Origin of the sequence: Pantoea sp. ARC270 (assembly GCF_003236725.1) — a bacterium.
GTDB lineage: Bacteria > Pseudomonadota > Gammaproteobacteria > Enterobacterales > Enterobacteriaceae > Pantoea > Pantoea anthophila.
On the sequence record NZ_PUGA01000030.1, the window covers coordinates 1 to 21,493 of the forward strand.

Genomic DNA, 21,493 nt, shown 5'->3' on the forward strand with positions numbered 1-21,493 from the left:
CCTCCCCGCTGAAAGTACTTTACAACCCGAAGGCCTTCTTCATACACGCGGCATGGCTGCATCAGGCTTGCGCCCATTGTGCAATATTCCCCACTGCTGCCTCCCGTAGGAGTCTGGACCGTGTCTCAGTTCCAGTGTGGCTGGTCATCCTCTCAGACCAGCTAGGGATCGTCGCCTAGGTGGGCCATTACCCCGCCTACTAGCTAATCCCATCTGGGTTCATCCGATAGTGAGAGGCCCGAAGGTCCCCCTCTTTGGTCTTGCGACGTTATGCGGTATTAGCCACCGTTTCCAGTGGTTATCCCCCTCTATCGGGCAGATCCCCAGACATTACTCACCCGTCCGCCACTCGTCACCCAAGAGCAAGCTCTCTGTGCTACCGTCCGACTTGCATGTGTTAGGCCTGCCGCCAGCGTTCAATCTGAGCCATGATCAAACTCTTCAATTTAAAGTTTGATTTGCTGAAACCAGTTCAGCGGTGCTCATCTGTAAAACGTCATAATGAATTTCATTATGTGTTCACTCGTGAGGCTTTGATATTTTTGTGCGTCCGAAGACGCTGATATCAATCCTGCGAGTGCCCACACAGATTGTCTGATAAATTGTTAAAGAGCAGTGCGAACAGTGCGTTAGCGTCCTGTCGCGAGGTGGCGTATATTACGCTTCCCTCCTTCAGAGTCAACCTCTTTTTCAGAAGTTTTTCTCCGGCGGCTCAGTCTCCTGAACCTTCAACCCGTTTCCCGTTGCCGGTGTGCCGTGTCGATGGAGGCGCATTATAGGGAGCGGTTCAGATAGCGCAAGTACAAATTAAGACTTTTTTTCCGTTCGTCTGAAATTTGCACAAAAGCGCCCTTTTATGCCTGTTTAATGCGCGCTGGCAGTGCGGCCAGGCTATCGATGACCCAGTCAGCGGCGGCTTCCCCTTCCGCGGTCACCGGTTTACCGCTACGCACCAGGACTTTGGTACCGACACCGGCAGCCTGCCCTGCCAGCATATCCTCCAGCTTGTCACCCACCATATAAGAAGCCGCCATATCAATATTCAGCTCTTGCTGAGCCATCACGAGCATACCCGGCTGAGGTTTACGGCAGTCGCACGCCTGACGATACTCTGCAACGGCGGCATCGGGGTGGTGCGGGCAGAAATAGATGCCGTCCAGATCAACGTCGCGATCGGCCAGCGACCAGTCCATCCATTCGGTGAGCTGCATAAAGGTGTCTTCAGTAAACATACCGCGCGCGATGCCAGACTGATTGGTCACGACCACCAGCGCATACCCCATCGCCTTCAGTTGCTGCAGCGCTTCAATGGTGCCGTCAATAAACTGAAAGTTATCGATCTCATGGACATAGCCATTATCGACATTAAGGGTGCCATCACGATCAAGAAAAATAGCGGGGACTTTATTCGCCACGTAGAAACTCCTGCTGTAAAAATTGCCGATCAGTATCGCATGATTGCTGTGAAAGGGAGAATGTCAGATTGAATCACTTCCATTGATTCAGACGTCTGGATGCCTTACCATCCATCCAGCTTTTACCCTTAATAAAAGCAACGAGGCTTCCCACACCACGGACAACGCAACACGATAATAAATAACCTAATGATTAAACTCGAAAATATCACCAAAGTGTTCCAGCAGGGTACGCGCACCATTTCGGCGTTGAAGGACGTCAGCCTGCACGTGCCTGCCGGACAGATTTATGGCGTTATCGGTGCTTCCGGTGCCGGTAAAAGTACGCTGATTCGGTGCGTTAACCTGCTGGAGCGTCCGACATCAGGCCGTGTGCTGGTCGACGGTGCTGACCTGACCGCACTCAGCGAACGTCAGCTGACTCAGGCCCGTCGTCAGATTGGCATGATCTTCCAGCACTTCAACCTGATGACCTCCCGGACCGTCGCGGGCAATGTCTCCCTGCCGCTGGAGCTGGGAAATCTCTCCCGTGAACAGATCAACGCTCGCGTGACTGAACTGCTGGAACTGGTGGGATTAGCCGATAAGCACGATGCCTGGCCTGCGAACCTGTCGGGTGGACAGAAGCAGCGCGTTGCGATTGCCCGTGCGCTGGCCAGCAATCCAAAAGTGCTGCTGTGTGATGAAGCCACCAGCGCTCTGGACCCGGCGACAACCCGTTCTATTCTGGAGCTGCTGAAGGACATTAACCGCCGGCTTGGCCTGACGATTCTGCTCATCACCCATGAAATGGATGTGGTGAAGCGCATCTGCGACCAGGTGGCTGTCATCAGTCAGGGTGAGCTGATTGAGAAAGATAGCGTCAGTGAGGTCTTCTCGCATCCTAAGACGCCGCTGGCTCAGCAGTTCATTCAGTCTACCCTGCATCTGGATATCCCGGATGATTATCAGCAGCGCCTGTCAGCCACTGCCGCTGAGAACAGCGTGCCCTTGCTGCGACTGGAATTTACCGGCAAATCGGTTGACGCGCCGCTGCTTTCCGAAGCCGCACGGCGTTATAACGTGAATAACAACATTATCAGTGCGCAGATGGATTACGCCGGCGGCGTGAAGTTCGGCATTATGCTGGCCGAAATGCACGGCACTGAAAGCGATACCCGCGAGGCGATAGCCTGGCTGCAGGAGAATCATGTGAAAGTAGAGGTGCTGGGTTATGTCTGAAGCGATGATGTGGTTGCTGGGACGGGGCGTGTGGGAAACGCTGATGATGACCTTTGTCTCCGGCTTTTTTGGTTTTGTACTGGGTCTGCCAGTCGGCGTTCTGCTTTATGTCACCCGTCCGGGACAGATTCTGCAGAATCAGGGGCTCTATCGCGTGCTCTCCGCGCTGGTGAATATCTTCCGCTCCATTCCATTCATTATCTTACTGGTCTGGATGATTCCTTTTACCCGCGTGATCGTCGGCACCTCCATCGGACTGCAGGCGGCAATCGTCCCGCTGACCGTTGGCGCCGCCCCCTTTATCGCCCGTATGGTGGAAAATGCCCTGCTGGAACTGCCTACCGGTCTGATTGAAGCGTCACGTGCCATGGGTGCCACGCCGATGCAGATCGTTCGCAAGGTGCTGCTGCCGGAAGCGATGCCGGGTCTGGTAAACGCCGCGACGATCACCCTGATTACCCTGGTAGGTTACTCTGCCATGGGTGGCGCGGTCGGTGCCGGTGGTCTGGGCCAGATCGGTTATCAGTATGGTTATATCGGATATAACGCCACCGTGATGAATACGGTATTGGTGTTGTTAGTGGTTTTGGTGTATCTCATTCAGTTCTGTGGCGACCGCATCGTACGTGCTGTGTCCCATAAGTAAGCCAGCAATATCACATTATTAAGGAAAGGATATGTCTTTCAAATTCAAAAAAATTGCCGCTGTGGGTGCACTGATTGGCGCGATTGCGCTGGCAGGATGCGATCAAAAAGAGAAAGATGCGAACCACATCAAAGTGGGCGTGATTGTCGGCGCTGAACAGCAGGTTGCTGAAGCCGCGCAGAAAGTCGCGAAAGAGAAGTATGGTCTGGACGTTGAGCTGGTTACCTTCAACGATTACGTTCTGCCGAATGAGGCACTGAGCAAAGGCGATATCGACGTTAACGCCTTCCAGCACAAACCTTATCTGGATCAGCAGATCAAAGATCGTGGCTACAAACTGGTTTCCGTCGGCAACTCTTTCGTTTACCCGATTGCAGGCTACTCGAAAAAGATCAAATCGCTGGATGAGTTACAGGATGGCGCTCAGATCGCGATTCCAAACGATCCGACTAACCTGGGACGTTCGCTGCTGCTGCTGCAGAAAGCCGGCCTGATTAAACTGAAAGAGGGCACAGGCCTGCTGCCAACCTCGCTGGATATCACTGAGAATCCAAAGCATCTGAAAATTGTTGAGCTGGAAGCGCCACAGCTGCCCCGCTCACTGGACGATCAGCAGATCGCCCTGGCGGTCATCAATACCACCTATGCCAGCCAGATCGGCCTGACCCCGACTAAAGATGGGATTTTCGTCGAAGATAAAGATTCACCTTATGTGAACCTGATTGTCGCGCGCGAAGATAACAAAGATGCGGAAAACGTGAAGAAGTTCGTTCAGGCTTACCAGTCTGACGAAGTTAACGAAGCCGCCAACAAAGTCTTTAACGGCGGTGCAGTTAAAGGCTGGTAAGTCAGCCGACATTCTCCCCGGGGGCGGCGCTATGCCGCCCTTTCTGTTACAGCCTGCCCTGCCCGACTTGTTATTTATTCCTGTCCTTGTTTCAATAACGCCACTTTTGGAAACCTGAGGATGTTGCCATGCGTTTTTTACCGCTCGGCTTGTTAGCATTGATGCTGACAGGGTGTGTTCATGAGTATCACCCGATAACCAGCGCACCGTCCAGGCCGCAGCACTCCACTGAACCGACCCGCAAACCCGCTGCCCGCCCCGCACCGGTTAAGCTCTACACGGATGCTGCCGATCTGGTCAGCAAACCGTTCCGCGATCTGGGTGAGGTCTCTGCTGAAGATTGCCAGATCAGCAATCAGAACTCGCCCGCTAACATCGCCACGGCCCGTAAACGTCTGCAGATCCGGGCGTCACAGATGAAAGCCAATGCGGTGCTGCTGCACAAGTGTGAAATCGTGACGGGTACGCCAGGGTGCTACCGTCAGGCAGTGTGTCAGGGCTCGGCATTGAAAGTCAGCAATCAATGAGTGAATTCACCTTTGCGCAGATTGGGGTCATCCGCTCGCCGTGGAAAGAGAAGTTTGCCGTGCCGCGTCAGCCAGGCCTGGTGCAGGATGGCGGCGGAGAACTGCACCTGCTGCCCCCGTACAATCAGCCGGAAGCGGTTCGCGGACTGGAAGCGTTCAGTCACCTCTGGCTGCTGTTTGTCTTTCATCAGACGATGGCAGGCGGCTGGCGTCCCACGGTTCGCCCTCCCCGACTGGGCGGCAATGCGCGCATGGGTGTCTTTGCAACCCGTTCAACGTTTCGTCCCAACCCGATTGGCATGTCGCTGGTCGAGCTGAAAGAGATCAGGCTTGAGAAGCAGCAGGTGATCCTGCAGCTTGGCAGTCTGGATCTGGTCGATGGCACCCCCATCGTGGATATCAAACCCTATCTGCCTTTTGCCGAAGCGCTGCCCGAAGCCCGGGCGGGATTTGCCCAGGCAGCACCGGCGGCCACGATGCCGGTGCGCTTCTCCGCGCTGGCGCAGGAGCAGCTGCAACAGCATGCCCGCTATCCCCATCTGGCGCGTTTTATCCGTGACGTGCTGGCGCAGGATCCCCGTCCCGCTTACCGTCAGGGCCAGGCAGAGGAGCGGGAATATGCGGCCTGGCTGATGGATTTTAATGTACGCTGGCGCATTGACGATGCCGGGACAGAAGTGATCGCTATCGACCCGCGTTAAAACCCGCTTTTGAGCCAGTGATCTCACTGGTACACTAGCCGCCAGCAAATTTCTGTCTGTGACTTTCCGATCAACTGGAACCGTAATCAATGCGTACTACTCAATATCTGCTCTCTACTCAGAAAGAGACGCCTTCCGACGCCGAAGTGATCAGCCACCAGCTGATGCTGCGCGCCGGTATGATCCGCAAACTGGCTTCTGGCTTGTACACCTGGTTGCCGACCGGGGTTCGCGTGCTGAAAAAAGTCGAAAACATCGTGCGCGAAGAGATGAACAACGCGGGTGCGGTTGAGATTTTAATGCCGGTCGTGCAGCCTGCCGACCTGTGGCAGGAGAGCGGTCGCTGGGAGGAGTATGGCCCGGAGCTGTTACGTATTGCCGACCGCCACGAACGTCCGTTTGTGCTGGGTCCGACGCATGAAGAGGTGGTCACCGACCTGATCCGTAATGAGCTGAGCTCTTATAAGCAGCTGCCACTGAACCTCTATCAGATCCAGACCAAATTCCGTGACGAAGTGCGTCCGCGCTTTGGCGTGATGCGTTCGCGCGAATTCACCATGAAAGATGCCTACTCTTTCCACGTGTCGCAGGAATCGCTGCAGGAAACCTATGATGCGATGTACCGCGCCTACAGCCAGATCTTCAGCCGTATGGGCCTGGATTTCCGTGCCGTACAGGCCGACACCGGCTCTATTGGTGGCAGTGCATCACACGAGTTCCAGGTGCTGGCCCAGAGTGGTGAAGACGATGTGATCTTCTCAACCGATTCTGATTACGCCGCCAACATCGAGCTGGCCGAAGCCGTCGCACCGGCCGGTGAACGCGCTGCGCCGTCGCAGGCAATGCAGCTGGTTGAGACGCCAGACGCAAAAACCATCGCGGAGCTGGTTGAGCAATTTGATGTGCCGGTTGAGAAAACCGTGAAAACGCTGATTGTTAAAGGCGCGGAAGAGAGCGGTCATGCGCTGGTTGCCCTGCTGGTTCGTGGCGATCATCAGCTGAACGAAATCAAAGCAGAGAAGTCAGCTATCGTGGCGTCACCGCTGGTCTTCGCGACTGAAGAAGAGATTCGCGCGGCAGTGGGTGCAGGTCCGGGTTCAATCGGGCCGGTCGGCCTGCAGATGCCGATCATCGCAGACCGTACCGTCGCGAAGATGAGTGACTTCAGCGCCGGTGCTAACGTCGATGGTAAGCACTACTTCGGCATTAACTGGGAGCGCGATCTGCCGCTGGCCAGCGTTGCGGATATCCGTAACGTGGTTGAAGGCGATCTGAGCCCGGATGGCAAAGGCACGCTGCAGATTAAGCGCGGCATCGAAGTGGGTCACATTTTCCAGCTCGGCACGAAATATTCGGACGCGCTGAAAGCCTCTGTTCAGGGCGAAGATGGCCGCAACCAGATAATGAGCATGGGCTGCTACGGTATCGGCATCACCCGTGTTGTCGCCGCGGCGATCGAGCAGAACCATGACGAGCGCGGCATCATCTGGCCGGCGGCACTGGCTCCGTTTGAGGTCGCGATTCTGCCCATGAATATGCAGAAATCCTTCCGGGTGAAAGAGCTGGCGGAAGAGCTGTATGCCACACTGCGCGCGAAAGGCGTCGACGTGATTCTGGATGACCGTAAAGAGCGTCCGGGCGTGATGTTCGCTGATATGGAACTGATCGGTGTGCCACACACCATCGTCATTGGCGATCGCAATCTCGATAATCAGGAGATTGAGTACAAATCACGTCGTGCCGGTGAGAAGCAGATGATTAAGCAGGATGAGATCGTCGATTTCCTGCTGAAGGCGCTGAATAAGTAAGCTCTCAGCGCGGGCTGGAACTCTTCGCGGCCCGCCCCTCAAGGTATAAGCACTCAAACGCCCCGCCTGCGGGGCGTTTTTTATTGCACTCTGCCGCGCATCGCTTTGGTACTGCTGCGGCGCGCTTTTCCTTCCAGTCGTCGCTCTTTTGACGCGCGGGTCGGCCGCGTGGCGCGACGCACTTTTTCGACCGTGCTCAGTTCGCGGATCAGATTGAGCAGCCGTTGCAGCGCGGCTTCGCGATTCATCTCCTGACTGCGGTACTCCTGCGCCTTGATCACCACGACACCTTCAGCAGTGATCAGATGATGGCTGGCGGTAAGCAGCCGCTCTTTATAGAAGGCAGGCAGTGAAGAGGCGGCAATGTCAAAACGCAGATGGATAGCCGTGCTGGCTTTATTGACATGTTGCCCACCCGCTCCCTGAGCGCGTATCGCCGTCAGCTCAATCTCACTGTCCGGGATCTCAACCGAACGGGACAGCATAATCATCGCTCTCCTCTCCCCTGCTTCATGACCTTTACCTCTGATAACCTGTTCATCAACTTAACCTTTTGTGCGATCCCGCGTTGCGCGGCAGCCAGCGGAATCTGTCACTTTAGCAGTGTTTTACGTGCTGTTCCTGCTTTACGCAGGCTGATTTCCTGTAAATGGCTATGGTATAGTCGCCAGTTAATCAGAGTATCTACGCTCTGCCGAGGAGGATCATGTGCAAAATTATTGTGAGTTAGTTCGCCGCAAATATGCCGAAATCGGTAGCGGAGATTTAGGTTACATACCGGATGCGATTGGCTGCGCATTGAAGGCACTTGATGATATTGCCGCAAATAGTGAGCTAAACTCTTCTGTCAGGGAACAGGCGGCCTACGCCGCTGCTAACTTATTGGTGAGCGACTATGTTGATTAATGAAGCGTACCACCCCATCAATTGCGATGATTACGATAACCTGGAACTCGCCTGTCAGAAAAACTGGATGCTGTCACTGGACATGAAAGATGGCGAGCAGCTGAAGGCAAAGGCGAAAGAGATTTTTTCACGTAAGAACGTGGAATATCTGGCTATCGATCTCTCTGGTGAACATCGCGAGTTACGTCTCGACCACATCGCCAGCTTTACCCATCCTGAGCTGGGCACGGTGGTTGTCAGCGCAGAGTAATTCACTCCTTCCGGGCGGGACATCCCCGCCCCTGTCACACTCAGGGCTGCAGCGAACTGTAATACGCCGCCAGATCCGCCATATCGTCATCACTTAATCCCGCAACAAACGCCTTCATGACCTCAGCCTGACCGCCACTGCGCTCGCCCTTTTTATAAGCCTGCAGCGCATGTTCAAGATATGGGGCGTGCTGCCCGGCCAGACTGGGATAAAGCGGCACGGTCGCTTTGCCTTCCGCGCCATGACAGGCCATACAGCTGCCCGCTTTCTCTGCGCCACGCTGCGCATCGCCAGCGGCCCAGGCCGGTAATAAAGCGGCCATCAGGGCGCCGATCAGCCACGTTTTCATTGTTCAGCTCCTGTGCAGGTGGCCCTGTCCCAGACAATCTGCCAGCCCTGCTCATCGCATGCCGCACCCTCCCGGGTGATAAAGAGATCCGGAACACAGACCAGCGTCTGATTATAAAAAATTAGCGGCAGCCGCTCGCGCTGCCATGGAGGAATATGCAGTGCCTGCCAGAGCTTCTTCATCTCCCGTCCGCCTTCCCGCCCCACCAGATGCACCTGGCCCTGCGCGTGAAATCGCACGCTGACCTGCTCATCGGGCTGCGGATGGCGCAACAGGCTCTGCGCCTGGCTGGCACGCAGCGTGCCGAGGCTTTGCGGCAGCGTCAGCGGCTGGCAGCGTTCGGGCCACGTCAGCACCGTATCGCGCAGCGAACTGCGCACCGGCAGCCAGTAGAGCTGCTGCCGGTATCGCCGCAGTTCCGCCTGTCCGAATCGCAGACGAGGCTGCGCATCCTCACGACTCGCCATCACCTCATAGCGGATGCGCTGCAGCGCGTCGCGGGAGGGCATCGCTCCGCCCTGCCCGGCGATCCAGCGACGCAGTAAGGCGTTAGCGCGCGGCTCACTCATCGTCATCAGCGGCGGAAAGTGCAGACTGCCATCCGGCTGGACGCGCTCAGCCAGCTCTCCGGCAAGAAGTTCATCCAGCAGCTGCTCCTGCTCACTGCACAGGGCTGCGCTTCGGGCGGTCGCCTCGGCAAAGTGGGGCCAGCGCTGAGAGAGTTCAGGCAGCAGCCGCTGACGCAGAAAGTTACGGTCGTAGCGCAGATCCTGATTACTCTCGTCTTCGATCCACACCAGCTGATGGGCATGAGCATAGGCTTCAAGCGACTGTCGTGACTGATTAAGCAGAGGACGTAACAGCCGATGGGAACCCAGCCTGCGCACTGCGGGCATGGCTGCCAGCCCGGCCGGACCGCTGCCGCGCTTCAGCGCCAGCATAAAGGTTTCACACTGATCGTCGAGATGCTGCGCCGTCAGTAGTTGTTCGCCCGGCTGCAGCGCCGCGCCCAGCGCCTGATAACGGGCGGTGCGTGCCGCCGCTTCAATGCCCTTTTCACTGCCGTCAACGGTGACGTGCAGCACGCCACACGTCAGCTGCCACTGTTCGCATATCGCCTGGCAGTGGGCCGCCCAGCGGTCAGCATTCGGGCTGAGTCCGTGGTGAACATGCAGCGCCCGCAGACGCGACTGAGGATGCTGCTGCTGCCAGTCACGAAGCTGATGCAGCAGCACGGTGGAGTCAAGTCCGCCGCTGAACGCGACCACCAGGGCAGCGTCCGGTTGCAGCAGTGAGTCAAAAGCGGGCAAAGACATCGCAGAATCCAGAATATCGGGCCACTGAATGTCGCCCGCCGAGCGCGCTAGTTTACGCCTGATAGAGCTCCAGCGGCAAACCATCCGGGTCGGCAAAGAAAGTACAGGCTTTACCGGTGAGTTCATCAATGCGAATCGGCTCGCAGATCACACCTTTCTCAGCCAGCGTCGCCACCGCTGCGGCCACATCCGGCACGGTAAAGGCCAGATGGCGCAGGCCGCACGCCTCAGGGTGACTGACCCGTGCAGGGGGTTCGGGAAACGAGAAAAGCTCAATGGTATAGCGGTCTCCTAATGCGAGATCGCCTTTCCAGGAGTCGCGCGCTTCGCGGTAAACTTCGCCCATCAGTCGAAAGCCCAGCACATCGCAATAGAAGGCTTTGCTGCGCGGATAGTCAGAGGCGATGATGGCGATGTGGTGAATAGCGTTTAACTGCAACATGTTGAATATCCTGATTCGGGCAGGATGCCTGAGTCAGGCATCCTGCCGCTGATAAGATTTAAAATTTTATGCCGGGTCGTTTTTCAGCACGCGCACACGGTATTCGCCCTCTTCCGTCAGGCTGGCACCGTGAATGTCGGTTTCAAACCCCGGATAGTGCCGGCCAATGCTGCAAAGCATCAGCAGGAAATCGAGCACCGCACGACTCTTCTCAGTGATCATCTCTCCCGGCATCACCAGGGGAACACCCGGCGGATAGGGCAGGATCATGTTGGCCGAAACCCGCCCGACCAGCTCACTGATATCCACCGTTTCGATGTTGCCCTTCACCTGCTGCTGAAACGCCTGATGCGGTGTCATCTTCATTTCAGGCAGCACGTCGAATGCCTGCAGCATCAGACGCGGCAGATCATGATGGCGGATCAGCTGATGGATCCCCTGCGCCAGGGTCTGAATACGCATGTTGCGATAGAAGTCGGGATCCTCTGCGTAGAGATCCGGCAGCATGTTTTTCACCCGCAGATTCAGATCGTAGGCGCGTTTAAATTCGGTCAGCCCGCGCAGCACGCTCATCGCCTTGGTTTTATCGATGCCGATACTGAACAGGAACAGCAGGTTATAGGGGCCGGTTTTCTCCACCACGATGCCGCGCTCATCCAGAAACTTCGCCACCAGCGCCGCCGGGATCCCCTCTTCCGCCATCTCCCCCAGCTCGCTCATGCCCGGCGTCAGGATCGTCACCTTGATCGGATCGAGATACATGTGATCGCGATCGGCCTGCGTGAATCCATGCCACGCTTCGTCGCCCGGCTGGATCGGCCAGCACTGCGCTTCATCAACCTGTTCCGGCTGCCAGATATCAAAGAACCAGCTGTCAGACTCTTCGCGCAGCCGCTGGATCTCGCGGCGGAAATGAAGCGCGCGTTCGACCGAGCGATTGATCAAACGCTTACCCGGATTGCCGCGCAGCATGGCGGCAGCGGTTTCAATAGAGGAGACGATGGCGTAGTTAGGCGAGGTGGTGGTGTGCATCATGTAGGCTTCGTTAAACGTCTGCTCGTCGTAGTCGCCTTTAATGTGGATCATGGATGCCTGAGAGAACGCCGCCAGCAGTTTATGGGTCGACTGCGTTTCATAGACCACCTTGCCCGGAATGCGGTCTCCGCTCATGCCGCTTTTGCCCGCATAAATCGGGTGGAAATTGGTGTAAGGCACCCAGGCGGAGTCGAAATGAATCGACGGCACAGCCAGCGTCTCTTTAATGTACTGGGTGTTGTAGAGCAGCCCGTCATAGGTGGAGTTAGTAATGACCGCATGCACCGGCCAGGTGGCTCTGTCAGTCGATGCCACTTTATGCGCTATCGCGTCGCGGGTGAACTCCTGCTTCGGGATGCCGCCAAGGATCCCCAGCGCATTGCGGGTCGGCTTCAGCCAGATCGGGATCAGATCGCTCATCATCAGCAGATGAGTCAGCGATTTGTGGCAGTTGCGATCGATCAGCACGGTGCTGCCCGCCGGAGCGGCATACATCCCGACAATCTTATTCGAGGTCGAGGTGCCGTTGGTCACCATGTAACTCTGCTCGGCGCCGAAGGTGCGCGCGATATACTCTTCCGCTTCCAGGTGCGGCCCGGTGTGGTCAAGCAGCGAACCCAGCTCGGTTACCGAAATCGAGATGTCTGATTTCAGGGTGTTAGCCCCGAAGAAGTCGTAGAACAGACAGCCGACCGGGCTCTTCTGAAACGCGGTGCCCGCCATATGTCCCGGCGTGCAGAAGGTGTACTTGCCCTCTTTCACATAGGTGAACAGCGCCTTGGTCAGCGGCGGCGTAATGTGGTCAAGATAGTCATCCGTGTATTGCCGGATGTGCAGCGCGATATCCTCGGCGGCATTCAGCGCATACTCAAAAAAGTGCAGCGGCATACGCATCTCATTGATACTGATATCCATCTGCGAGTGGGTATTGATAAAGGCATACAGAGGCAGGTATTCGTTTAGCTGATTAATCTCTCCGCACAGTTCGGGACTGTTGTGCGCATCCCAGTCGAAGATAACGCCGCTGATACGCGGGTTGTGTTCGATCAGTTTCAGCAGATCGTCACTGTTTTTCGGGTAAAGCAGCTGGAAGCCCTGCAGATTTAACGCCGCGTCGAGTTCGCGTAACGGTTCATCTTTGTAAAACACGCCGTGCGCGCCCATGATCGCCAGAATATTCAATGCCTGTCTCCCTGATTGTGGTGGAACCGGTCAAGCATAACCGCTAACCCCCGTAAGGTGTAGCGAGGCGGAGCCAGGAGGAAACTGAAAGCGGCGAGTGAGCATGGGGAGGGAAAGTACAGGCATAAAAAAAGCGGACCGGAGTCCGCTTTTATGGAAGTGCACTTATCAGGCGTAGCCGTAGCTCATCAGGCGCTGATAACGACGGTCCAGCAACTCTTCAGTGCTTAACCCATCGAGTTCGGCCAGATCGGCCAGCAGCTGCTGCTTCAGAGACTGCGCCATGTCGACCGGACGGCGATGCGCGCCACCCAGCGGCTCCGGGATTACGGAGTCAATCAGCTTCAGCTCTTTCAGACGGTGAGCGGTAATGCCCATCGCTTCCGCAGCCAGCGGCGCTTTATCTGCACTTTTCCACAGAATAGAGGCACAGCCTTCCGGCGAGATAACGGAATAGGTGCTGTACTGCAGCATATTCACTTTATCGCCCACGCCGATGGCCAGTGCACCACCTGAACCGCCTTCACCGATGACCGTACAGATGACCGGTACTTTCAGGCCAGACATTTCACGCAGGTTGCGCGCAATCGCTTCAGACTGCCCGCGCTCTTCCGCGCCCACACCCGGATAAGCACCCGGGGTGTCGATGAAGGTGATGACAGGCATTTTGAAGCGCTCAGCCATCTCCATCAGGCGCAGCGCTTTGCGATAGCCTTCCGGTGCTGGCATGCCGAAGTTACGGCGAATTTTCTCTTTGGTTTCACGGCCTTTCTGGTGCCCGATGATCATCACCGGACGTCCATCCAGACGCGCAATACCGCCAACAATCGCTTTGTCATCCGCATAAGCACGGTCGCCCGCCAGCTCATCGAAATCGTCGAACGCGTTGCGGACGTAGTCAAAGGTATAAGGACGCAAAGGATGGCGCGCCAGTTGAGCGATCTGCCATGCGCCTAAATCGGCGAAGATTTTACGGGTCAGCTCAACGCTCTTCTCGCGCAGGCGCTGAACTTCTTCATCCAGATTAACGTGTTTATCATCCTGACGACCAATTGAAGTCAGCGAATCAATCTTCGCTTCGAGTTCTGCAATTGGCTGTTCAAAATCCAGGTAATTAAGACTCATAATGTTCCTGTTCTAGTCAAACTCCAGTTCCACCTGCTCCGATCCGATCAACGAGCGCAGATCGTTAAGTAAACGATCGCTGGGCGAAATTCGCCACGCTGCTCCAAAGCGCAGCTTCGCTCGCGCGTCGGCTCTCTGATAGTAGAGATGCACCGGAATCGTCCCTGATCGATGAGGTTCCAGGGACTGACGGAGTCGGTTTAATAGCTGGTCATCAATTTGCCTGTCCGTCAGCGAGATAGCAAGTCCGCGCGCGTATTTTTCGCGAGCTTCGTCGATGTCCATAACTTCACGAGCGGTCATTTTAAGGCCACCACTGAAGTCATCAAAGCTGACCTGTCCACTGACGATCAGGATTCGGTCTTTCTCCAGCAGCTGCTGGTATTTATCTAACGCATCGGTAAATAACATCACCTCAAGACGACCAGAACGATCGTCCAGAGTACAGATACCAATTCGGTTGCCGCGTTTGGTGACCATTACCCGTGCAGCGATCACCAGACCGGCCGCCACGGTAATTTTCCCCCGGTCGGTTGGATGCATATCTTTCAGCCGCACCCCGCCAACGTAACGCTCAATTTCTTTCAGATACTGATTAATCGGGTGCCCGGTCAGGTAGAGCCCCAGGGTTTCCCGTTCGCCATCCAGCTGCACCTGCTCCGGCCATCGCGTGACGCTGGCGTACGATTTCTCTACCTGCTCCGGCTCTTCCGCCAGCACGCCAAACATATCTGCCTGGCCAATCGCCTCCGCCTTCGCGTGCTGATCGGCCGCTTTTAACGCGTCGCCGAGCGCACTCATCAGCGCGGCGCGATGCGGCCCCAGGCGATCGAAGGCCCCGGACATGATCAGTTTTTCCATCACCCGACGGTTGATCTTTTTGGTGTCGGTTCGGGCGCAGAGATCAAACAGCTCGCGGAAGTAACCGCCTTCGTTTCGGGCGTCAATGATCGCTTCGATCGGGCCTTCACCGACCCCTTTTATCGCACCGATACCGTAAACAATTTCACCTGCGTCATTCACATGGAAGGGATAGAGGCCGGAGTTAATATCGGGCGGCAGCACCTTCAGTCCCATCCGCCAGCACTCATCGACCAGGCCTACCACCTTCTCGGTGTTATCCATATCGGCGGTCATTACCGCGGCCATAAACTCTGCCGGATAGTGCGCTTTCAGCCACAGCGTCTGGTAAGAGACCAGTGCATAGGCCGCAGAGTGTGACTTGTTAAAGCCATAGCCTGCAAATTTTTCTACCAGATCGAAGATCTTCATCGACAGTTCGCCGTCGATGCCCATGCTTTCTGCACCGTCACGGAAAACGGAACGCTGCTTGGCCATCTCTTCCGGTTTCTTTTTCCCCATGGCGCGACGCAGCATATCTGCGCCACCCAGGGTGTAACCGGAGAGGACCTGGGCGATCTGCATCACCTGTTCCTGATAGAGAATGATGCCGTATGTCGGCTCCAGCACTGGTTTCAGGCTTTCATGCTGCCACTGGATATCGGGATAGGAGATCGCTTCACGACCATGCTTACGGTCGATGAAGTTATCCACCATGCCGGACTGCAGCGGCCCCGGACGGAACAGCGCCACCAGTGCGATCATATCTTCAAAGCAGTCGGGCTTCAGACGCTTAATCAGATCCTTCATGCCGCGCGATTCAAGCTGGAATACCGCGGTCGTTTCCGAGCGCTGCAGCATATCGAAGCTTTTCTTGTCATCCAGCGGGATAGAGGCGATGTCGATCGGCTCCAGCCCCTGCTTTTCCCGGCGCGGGTTGATCATCTTCAGCGCCCAGTCGATGATGGTCAGCGTTCTCAGCCCCAGGAAGTCGAACTTCACCAGGCCGGCATATTCCACATCATTTTTATCGAACTGGGTCACCGGGAACTGGCCGTGCTCATCGCAGTAGAGCGGCGCAAAATCGGTGATCTTCGTTGGCGCGATGACTACGCCACCCGCATGTTTACCGGCGTTACGCGTGACCCCTTCCAGCTTACGCGCCATGTCGATCAGCGCTTTGACCTCTTCATCCGCCTCATACATGGCCGGCAGCTGCGGTTCAGCAATAAAGGCTTTTTCCAGCGTCATGCCGGGATCGGGCGGGATCAGTTTGGAAATGCGATCAACGAAACCGTAGGGATGACCCAGCACGCGGCCAACGTCGCGGATAACCGCTTTCGCCGCCATGGTGCCGAAAGTGATGATCTGTGAAACCGCTTCGCGCCCGTACATGTCCGCGACGTGTTCAATCACCTGGTCACGCTTCTCCATGCAGAAATCGACGTCAAAGTCGGGCATTGAGACACGTTCCGGGTTCAGGAAACGTTCGAACAGCAGGTCAAACTCCAGCGGATCGATATCGGTAATTTTCAGCGCATAGGCCACCAGCGAACCGGCACCGGAACCACGACCCGGCCCGACCGGCACGCCATTATCCTTGGACCACTGGATGAACTCCATCACGATCAGGAAGTAGCCCGGGAAGCCCATCTGGTTGATTACGTTGAGTTCAACCTCCAGACGCTCATCATATTCCGGGCGTTTCTGCAGCCGCTCAGCTTCGTCCGGGAACAGGAACACCAGACGCTCTTCCAGCCCCTCGCGGGATTTCGCGACCAGATAATCTTCCGTGGTCATATCACCGGTCGGGAACTGCGGCAGGAAGTATTCGCCCAGCCGGACCGTGACGTTACAACGCTTAGCAATCTCTACGCTGTTTTCCAGCGCTTCCGGGATGTCCGAGAAGAGCTCGCACATCTCCGCTTCGCTGCGCATATATTGCTGAGGACTGTAGTTGCGCGGACGCTTGGGGTCATCCAGCGTATAGCCGTCATGGATGGCCACGCGGATTTCATGCGCGTCGAAATCCTCTTCATTGATAAAGCAGACTTCGTTGGTCGCGACCACCGGAATGCCTTCGGCAATCGCCAGCTCCACCGCCGCGTGCAGGTAGCTCTCTTCATCCGGCCGGCCGGTGCGAATCAGTTCCAGATAGTATCTGTCAGGGAAATGCTGCTGATAAAAAGAGAGGCACTGTGAAACCAGCGCGCTGTTACCACGCAGCAGGCTGCGGCCGACATCTCCGCGGCGTCCGCCTGACAGCAGGATTAACCCTTCCTGCAATTCCATCAGCCAGTCGCGATCGATAATCGGCCCGTCCACGCCATAGCCACGCTGATAGGCGCGGGAGATCAGCAGCGTCAGGTTCTGATAGCCGGTATTGTTCGCCGCCAGCACGGTCAGCTGCGTGAGTTCATCCCCCATCAGCTCGCTGGCGACCTTAAAATCGGCACCAATAACCGGTTTTATCCCTGCGCCGTGCGCCCCACCGTAGAATTTCACCAGGCCACACAGGTTAGTGAAGTCGGTGATCGCAATCGCGGGCATGCCGAGCGCAGCCGCCTTTTTGATCAGCGGCCCGGTTTTCGCCAGGCCATCAACCATCGAATAGTCACTGTGGACGCGCAGATGTATAAAACGGGGTTCAGCCATATCAGTTTCCGGTTAAAACAGCGTCAGGCTATTAAAGCGTATGGGGCTGGCTGGCGGCCAGTACGTCCGCATCGATCAGCGCGTTGCGGACAGGAGCAAAACTGCGACGGTGGTGCGGGGTCGCGCCATACTGCGTCAGTTTTTCCATGTGCAGCGCCGTCGGATAGCCTTTGTGCTGTGCAAAGCCATATTGCGGGAACAGCAGATCGAGTTCAGCCATTTCACGGTCGCGGGAGACCTTGGCAATGATAGAAGCGGCGCTGATCTCAGCGACCAGACTGTCCCCTTTGACTACCGCCTGCGACGGCATCGGCAGCGCCGGGCAGCGATTACCGTCGATCAGCACATAGTCAGGCTGAACGCAGAGGCCAGCAACCGCACGCTGCATCGCCAGCATAGTCGCATGCAGGATATTCAGCTGGTCAATCTCTTCCGGTTCTGCCCGGCCCAGGCTCCACGCCAGCGCCTTCTCTTTAATTTCGTCAAACAGGGCCAGCCGGCGTTTTTCCGACAGCTTCTTCGAGTCCGCCAGCCCGGTAATCGGGTTGGCCGGATCGAGGATCACCGCCGCCGTAACGACCGCGCCAACCAGCGGGCCGCGCCCGACTTCATCCACACCGGCAATCAGCGTGGCGGCAGGATAGATAAAATCAGGCATTCACCAGCTCCAGTACCGCATCCGCCGCCTGTTCATCGGCGTTCCAGCGGATCTGTTGATGTAATTCATTGAACGTCTGCAGCAGGGTTTCGCGCTCAGGCCCGGCATGCAGCAGCGGATCTAACGCCGCGGCCAGGGCTTCGGGCTGACACTCATCCTGCAGTAACTCTTTCACCAGTTCCCGCCCTGCCAGCAGGTTGGGCAGCGAAACATAGGGGGTCTTCACCAGCCGTTTTGCCAGCCAGAAGGTCGCCGGTTTCATACGATACCCCACCACCATCGGGCATTTTGCCAGCATGCACTCCAGCGCAGCAGTGCCCGATGCCAGAAGTGCGGCATCACTCGCGATCATCGCCTCGCGTCCCTGACCATCCAGCAGATGCACAGGAAGGTCGGGAGCCGTTTCGGCTTTTATCTTCTCAAACTGTTCGCGCCGGCGGGCGTTTACCAGCGGAACGACGATTTCCAGCGCCGGATAGTGACGGCGCAGTAACCGGGCCGTTTTGAGAAAATCGGCGCTGAGCATGTCAACTTCTGCGCCACGACTGCCGGGCAGCAGGGCCAGACAGAGCGCATCATCGGCAATCCCCAGGTGACGACGCGCAGCCTGTTTGTCAGGGTGCAGCGGCATCGCATCCGCCATGGTGTGACCGATAAAACGGCAGGGAACATTGAAGCGATCGTAGAACGCTTTTTCAAACGGCAGGAAGGCCAGCACCAGATTGGTGTTACGACCAATCTTGAAGACGCGCTTCTGACGCCAGGCCCAGACTGAGGGACTGACGTAGTGAATAGTACGGATACCGGCGCGTTTCAGGTTACCTTCCAGCGTAATATTGAAGTCAGGCGCATCGATCCCGACAAACACATCGGGCTGGAGTTCGGTAAAGCGCCGGGTGAGATCGCGGCGGATCGTCAGCAGACGGCGCAGACGTCCCAGCACCTCCACAATGCCCATGACCGCCAGCTCTTCCATCTCATACCAGGCTTCACACCCTTCCGCCTGCATCAGCGGACCGGCTACGCCGACAAAACGCGCGTCGGGATGGCGCGCTTTCAGGGCTCGAATCAGACCTGCACCAAGAATATCGCCGGAGGTTTCTCCGGCGACCAGGGCAATCGTTAGAGGACGCGCTGACATGAATTAACGAATTAATCCACGGGTTGAACGGGCAAAGAAATCGTAGAAAGGCTGCACTTCGCTATGCTGCTGCGCAAGCGCTTCAATCTCCGGCTTCACTTCCTCCAGCGTTCTGCCGCTGCGATAGAGCAACTTGTAGGCGTTGCGGATCGCGTGCAACGACTCTTTGCTGAAGCCGCGACGCTTGAGGCCTTCAATGTTGATCCCGAACGGCGTGGCATGGTTGCCCTGCGCAATAACGTAAGGCGGCACATCCTGCGCCACGCCGGAACAGCCACCCACCATCACGTGCGCACCAATAGTGCACCACTGATGCACCGCTGTCATGCCGCCAATAATGGCGAAATCATCGACCGTGACGTGACCACCCAGGGTCGCGTTGTTGGCGAAGATACAGCGGTTGCCGATCACGCAGTCATGCGCAATATGAACGTTGACCATCAGCAGATTATCGCTGCCCACCGTGGTGACATGGCCACCCTGAGTGGTGCCGCGATGAATCGTCACGCTTTCACGGATGCGGTTGCGATCGCCGATTTCAACCCGTGTTGGCTCACCGGCATATTTCAGATCCTGGTTCACTTCGCCGATAGAGGCGAACTGATAGATCTGGTTATCTTTACCGATACGCGTGTGGCCGTTCACCACAACGTGTGACTTCAGTACCGTTCCTTCACCGATCTCCACATTCGCGCCAATAAAGCAAAACGGGCCAATGTGAACGCGGGCGCCGATAACCGCGCCCTCTTCGATGACAGAACTGGGATGGATAGTGGCGGTTGGATCAATCACGAATTATGCCTCCCGGCTGCGGGCACACATCATGGTCGCTTCACAAACGATTTTACCGTCGACAGTCGCCACGCCTTTGAAGCGGGTCAGACCACGGCGGGTTTTCTCGAAAGTGACTTCCATGATCATCTGGTCGCCTGGTACCACAGGGCGCTTGAAGCGGGCGTTGTCGATACCGGCAAAATAATAGAGTTCACCTGGCTCCAGTTTACCTACGCTTTTAAACGCCAGAATACCGGTGGCCTGCGCCATCGCTTCCAGGATAAGAACGCCAGGAAAAATCGGTTTACCAGGGAAATGCCCCTGGAAAAACGGTTCGTTAACAGAAACGTTCTTCACTGCACGCAGGTATTTGTGCTCTTCAAATTCCAGCACGCGGTCTACCAGCAGAAACGGATAGCGGTGCGGCAGCAGCTCTAAAATCTCTTCAATTTTCAGAGTATGAGTTTCAGTAGTCAAAATACTCTTCCTGTCCTAAAAATCTGATGACATCAATAACACGGCCTGCACAGATCAAAATGATCTTCCGCAGGCCGCAAATAGGTTCTGTGGCGCCGGGCTTCCCTGCTTAACATTTTTATTATGAAAGCCGGTCAGTTTTGGGATGGCGGTCAGTCGTCTTTGCCGACCTTGCGCTCGATGGCTTTTAAGCGTTTGCTCATGTCATCGATGTTCATCACCAGCGCTGCAGTTTTGCGCCAGGTTTTGTTGGGTTGCAGCGGAATGCCTGAGGAATAGACGCCAGGCTCTGTGATAGGACGCATGACCATGCCCATACCGGTCACGGTGACTTTGTCACAGATTTCCATATGGCCGTTAATGACGCTGGCACCGCCAATCATACAGTAACGTCCAATTTTCAAACTACCCGCCATGATCACACCGCCTGCAACCGCAGTATTGTCGCCAATAACTACGTTGTGAGCGATCTGGCACTGGTTGTCTATGATAACACCATTGCCTATCAGAGTGTTATCCAGCGCACCGCGATCGATGGTAGTGCAGGCACCAATTTCCACCCGATCGCCGATAATTACCGCGCCTAACTGCGGGATTTTCACCCAGTTACCGCGATCGTTGGCATAGCCGAAGCCATCAGAACCGATGACGGTGCCTGACTGAATCAGACAATCCTGGCCGATCTGAATCTCATGATAAACGGAGACGTTGGCCCAGAGACGGGTGCCGCGACCGATGCGGGTTTTTTTGCCCACAAAGCAGCCTGCGCCGATCACCACGTTGTCGCCCAGCTCCACATCCGCTTCGATTACGGCGTTAGCGCCAATCGCGACGTTATTGCCGAGTCGGGCTGAAGGGTCGATCACCGCGCTGGGCGCGATATTCTGCGCGGGCTGGGGGGTGGTATCGAGTATCTGTGCCATACGCGCATAGGTCAGGTAGGGATTTTTCACCACCAGCGCTGCCGTATTGCACCACTCCAGATCCGCTTCCGTCAGCACCACGGCTGAAGCCTTTATCAGGGCGAGTTGCTCGCGGTAACGGCTGTTTGCAAGAAATGTGATTTGGCCAGTTGTGGCGGATTGCATAGAAGCAATGCCGGAGATGACGATATCGCCATCTCCGTGCAATTCTGCATCCAACTGCTGGGCTAAATCAGCCAGTCGAATAGATGCCAT

General features: G+C 56.3%; 21 protein-coding genes and 1 rRNA gene. 8 read left to right on the top strand and 14 right to left on the bottom strand.

Translation table 11 applies throughout. From position 1 onward, the window contains the following. Window positions 1-448: ribosomal RNA gene (locus CKF42_RS14465) — 16S ribosomal RNA — on the bottom strand; the annotation flags it as partial. Window positions 449-854: 406 nt separating this feature from the next. After that, entirely contained in the window at window positions 855-1,415 is a 561-nt protein-coding gene (gmhB, locus tag CKF42_RS14470) for a D-glycero-beta-D-manno-heptose 1,7-bisphosphate 7-phosphatase (protein ID WP_009091953.1), read from the bottom strand. Window positions 1,416-1,604: 189 nt separating this feature from the next. On the opposite strand from gmhB, the gene metN reads away from it, so the two are divergent. From metN to proS, 6 genes are all read left to right on the top strand, one after another. After that, complete coding sequence (gene metN / locus CKF42_RS14475; protein ID WP_111208494.1) at window positions 1,605-2,636, top strand: methionine ABC transporter ATP-binding protein MetN; 1,032 nt, start codon at window positions 1,605-1,607, stop codon at window positions 2,634-2,636. Beyond that, window positions 2,629-3,282, top strand: a complete 654-nt coding sequence (locus CKF42_RS14480) for a methionine ABC transporter permease MetI (protein WP_009091958.1) — start codon at window positions 2,629-2,631, stop codon at window positions 3,280-3,282. The genes metN and CKF42_RS14480 overlap by 8 nt, the downstream gene beginning before the upstream one ends. Before the next feature lie 31 nt (window positions 3,283-3,313). After that, entirely contained in the window at window positions 3,314-4,129 is an 816-nt protein-coding gene (locus CKF42_RS14485; RefSeq protein ID WP_009091959.1) for a MetQ/NlpA family lipoprotein, read from the top strand. 128 nt (window positions 4,130-4,257) lie between these two features. After that, complete coding sequence (gene rcsF, locus CKF42_RS14490) at window positions 4,258-4,656, top strand: Rcs stress response system protein RcsF (protein ID WP_009091960.1); 399 nt, start codon at window positions 4,258-4,260, stop codon at window positions 4,654-4,656. Further along, window positions 4,653-5,357, top strand: a complete 705-nt coding sequence (tsaA, locus tag CKF42_RS14495; protein ID WP_111208495.1) for a tRNA (N6-threonylcarbamoyladenosine(37)-N6)-methyltransferase TrmO — start codon at window positions 4,653-4,655, stop codon at window positions 5,355-5,357. Before rcsF ends, tsaA begins: the two co-directional genes overlap by 4 nt. A gap of 89 nt (window positions 5,358-5,446) precedes the next feature. Further along, window positions 5,447-7,165 carry a proline--tRNA ligase gene (proS, locus tag CKF42_RS14500; RefSeq protein ID WP_009091962.1) on the top strand — a complete coding sequence of 573 codons (1,719 nt, stop codon included), beginning with the start codon at window positions 5,447-5,449 and terminating at the stop codon, window positions 7,163-7,165. An 80-nt stretch (window positions 7,166-7,245) separates the two neighbouring features. On the opposite strand, the gene arfB is transcribed toward proS, so the two are convergent. Continuing rightward, window positions 7,246-7,656 (bottom strand): alternative ribosome rescue aminoacyl-tRNA hydrolase ArfB, encoded by a 411-nt coding sequence (gene arfB, locus CKF42_RS14505; protein WP_009091963.1) that lies wholly within the window; start codon window positions 7,654-7,656, stop codon window positions 7,246-7,248. A 217-nt stretch (window positions 7,657-7,873) separates the two neighbouring features. Here arfB and CKF42_RS14510 point away from each other — a divergent pair, with 217 nt between their 5' ends. Together CKF42_RS14510 and rof are read left to right on the top strand one after the other, a co-directional pair. Beyond that, window positions 7,874-8,071: a YaeP family protein gene (locus CKF42_RS14510; protein WP_009091964.1), complete on the top strand. Its 198-nt coding sequence runs from the start codon at window positions 7,874-7,876 to the stop codon at window positions 8,069-8,071. Next, a complete protein-coding gene (rof, locus tag CKF42_RS14515; RefSeq protein WP_009091965.1) occupies window positions 8,061-8,321 on the top strand; it encodes a Rho-binding antiterminator in 261 nt (86 codons plus the stop codon). Before CKF42_RS14510 ends, rof begins: the two co-directional genes overlap by 11 nt. 40 nt (window positions 8,322-8,361) lie before the next feature. Here the strand turns inward: rof and CKF42_RS14520 are convergent, their stop codons facing one another. From CKF42_RS14520 to lpxD, 11 genes are all read right to left on the bottom strand, one after another. Then, complete coding sequence (locus tag CKF42_RS14520; RefSeq protein ID WP_009091966.1) at window positions 8,362-8,670, bottom strand: cytochrome c; 309 nt, start codon at window positions 8,668-8,670, stop codon at window positions 8,362-8,364. Continuing rightward, window positions 8,667-9,986, bottom strand: coding sequence for a tRNA lysidine(34) synthetase TilS (gene tilS, locus CKF42_RS14525; protein ID WP_111208496.1), 1,320 nt, complete (start codon window positions 9,984-9,986; stop codon window positions 8,667-8,669). The genes CKF42_RS14520 and tilS overlap by 4 nt, the downstream gene beginning before the upstream one ends. 52 nt (window positions 9,987-10,038) lie before the next feature. Then, the gene (locus tag CKF42_RS14530) at window positions 10,039-10,428 is read right to left on the bottom strand and encodes a VOC family protein (protein WP_009091968.1); all 390 of its coding nucleotides are present in this window, start codon (window positions 10,426-10,428) and stop codon (window positions 10,039-10,041) included. Between the two features lie 66 nt (window positions 10,429-10,494). Next, the gene (locus CKF42_RS14535) at window positions 10,495-12,645 is read right to left on the bottom strand and encodes a lysine decarboxylase LdcC (RefSeq protein ID WP_046101264.1); all 2,151 of its coding nucleotides are present in this window, start codon (window positions 12,643-12,645) and stop codon (window positions 10,495-10,497) included. A gap of 168 nt (window positions 12,646-12,813) precedes the next feature. Beyond that, on the bottom strand, window positions 12,814-13,770 hold the full coding sequence (gene accA, locus CKF42_RS14540) for an acetyl-CoA carboxylase carboxyl transferase subunit alpha (protein WP_009091971.1): 957 nt from the start codon (window positions 13,768-13,770) through the stop codon (window positions 12,814-12,816). 12 nt (window positions 13,771-13,782) lie between these two features. Continuing rightward, window positions 13,783-17,265, bottom strand: coding sequence for a DNA polymerase III subunit alpha (gene dnaE, locus CKF42_RS14545; protein WP_009091973.1), 3,483 nt, complete (start codon window positions 17,263-17,265; stop codon window positions 13,783-13,785). 31 nt (window positions 17,266-17,296) lie between these two features. Continuing rightward, window positions 17,297-17,923 carry a ribonuclease HII gene (rnhB, locus tag CKF42_RS14550; RefSeq protein ID WP_111208497.1) on the bottom strand — a complete coding sequence of 209 codons (627 nt, stop codon included), beginning with the start codon at window positions 17,921-17,923 and terminating at the stop codon, window positions 17,297-17,299. After that, window positions 17,916-19,064: a lipid-A-disaccharide synthase gene (gene lpxB / locus CKF42_RS14555; protein WP_046101262.1), complete on the bottom strand. Its 1,149-nt coding sequence runs from the start codon at window positions 19,062-19,064 to the stop codon at window positions 17,916-17,918. Before lpxB ends, rnhB begins: the two co-directional genes overlap by 8 nt. Window positions 19,065-19,067: 3 nt before the next feature. Then, window positions 19,068-19,856, bottom strand: coding sequence for an acyl-ACP--UDP-N-acetylglucosamine O-acyltransferase (lpxA, locus tag CKF42_RS14560; protein WP_009091978.1), 789 nt, complete (start codon window positions 19,854-19,856; stop codon window positions 19,068-19,070). Window positions 19,857-19,859: 3 nt separating this feature from the next. Further along, window positions 19,860-20,315 carry a 3-hydroxyacyl-ACP dehydratase FabZ gene (fabZ, locus tag CKF42_RS14565; RefSeq protein WP_009091980.1) on the bottom strand — a complete coding sequence of 152 codons (456 nt, stop codon included), beginning with the start codon at window positions 20,313-20,315 and terminating at the stop codon, window positions 19,860-19,862. Between the two features lie 152 nt (window positions 20,316-20,467). Further along, entirely contained in the window at window positions 20,468-21,493 is a 1,026-nt protein-coding gene (gene lpxD, locus CKF42_RS14570) for a UDP-3-O-(3-hydroxymyristoyl)glucosamine N-acyltransferase (protein ID WP_058958057.1), read from the bottom strand.

Coding starts and splice junctions, on each gene's coding strand:
- metN (WP_111208494.1), top strand. CDS start 1,605: ATGATTAAACTCGAAAATATCACCAAAGTGTTCCAGCAGGGTACGCGC.
- CKF42_RS14480 (WP_009091958.1), top strand. CDS start 2,629: ATGTCTGAAGCGATGATGTGGTTGCTGGGACGGGGCGTGTGGGAAACG.
- CKF42_RS14485 (WP_009091959.1), top strand. CDS start 3,314: ATGTCTTTCAAATTCAAAAAAATTGCCGCTGTGGGTGCACTGATTGGC.
- rcsF (WP_009091960.1), top strand. CDS start 4,258: ATGCGTTTTTTACCGCTCGGCTTGTTAGCATTGATGCTGACAGGGTGT.
- tsaA (WP_111208495.1), top strand. CDS start 4,653: ATGAGTGAATTCACCTTTGCGCAGATTGGGGTCATCCGCTCGCCGTGG.
- proS (WP_009091962.1), top strand. CDS start 5,447: ATGCGTACTACTCAATATCTGCTCTCTACTCAGAAAGAGACGCCTTCC.
- arfB (WP_009091963.1), bottom strand. CDS start 7,656: ATGATTATGCTGTCCCGTTCGGTTGAGATCCCGGACAGTGAGATTGAG.
- rof (WP_009091965.1), top strand. CDS start 8,061: ATGTTGATTAATGAAGCGTACCACCCCATCAATTGCGATGATTACGAT.
- CKF42_RS14520 (WP_009091966.1), bottom strand. CDS start 8,670: ATGAAAACGTGGCTGATCGGCGCCCTGATGGCCGCTTTATTACCGGCC.
- tilS (WP_111208496.1), bottom strand. CDS start 9,986: ATGTCTTTGCCCGCTTTTGACTCACTGCTGCAACCGGACGCTGCCCTG.
- CKF42_RS14530 (WP_009091968.1), bottom strand. CDS start 10,428: ATGTTGCAGTTAAACGCTATTCACCACATCGCCATCATCGCCTCTGAC.
- accA (WP_009091971.1), bottom strand. CDS start 13,770: ATGAGTCTTAATTACCTGGATTTTGAACAGCCAATTGCAGAACTCGAA.
- dnaE (WP_009091973.1), bottom strand. CDS start 17,265: ATGGCTGAACCCCGTTTTATACATCTGCGCGTCCACAGTGACTATTCG.
- rnhB (WP_111208497.1), bottom strand. CDS start 17,923: ATGCCTGATTTTATCTATCCTGCCGCCACGCTGATTGCCGGTGTGGAT.
- lpxB (WP_046101262.1), bottom strand. CDS start 19,064: ATGTCAGCGCGTCCTCTAACGATTGCCCTGGTCGCCGGAGAAACCTCC.
- lpxD (WP_058958057.1), bottom strand. CDS start 21,493: ATGGCATCTATTCGACTGGCTGATTTAGCCCAGCAGTTGGATGCAGAA.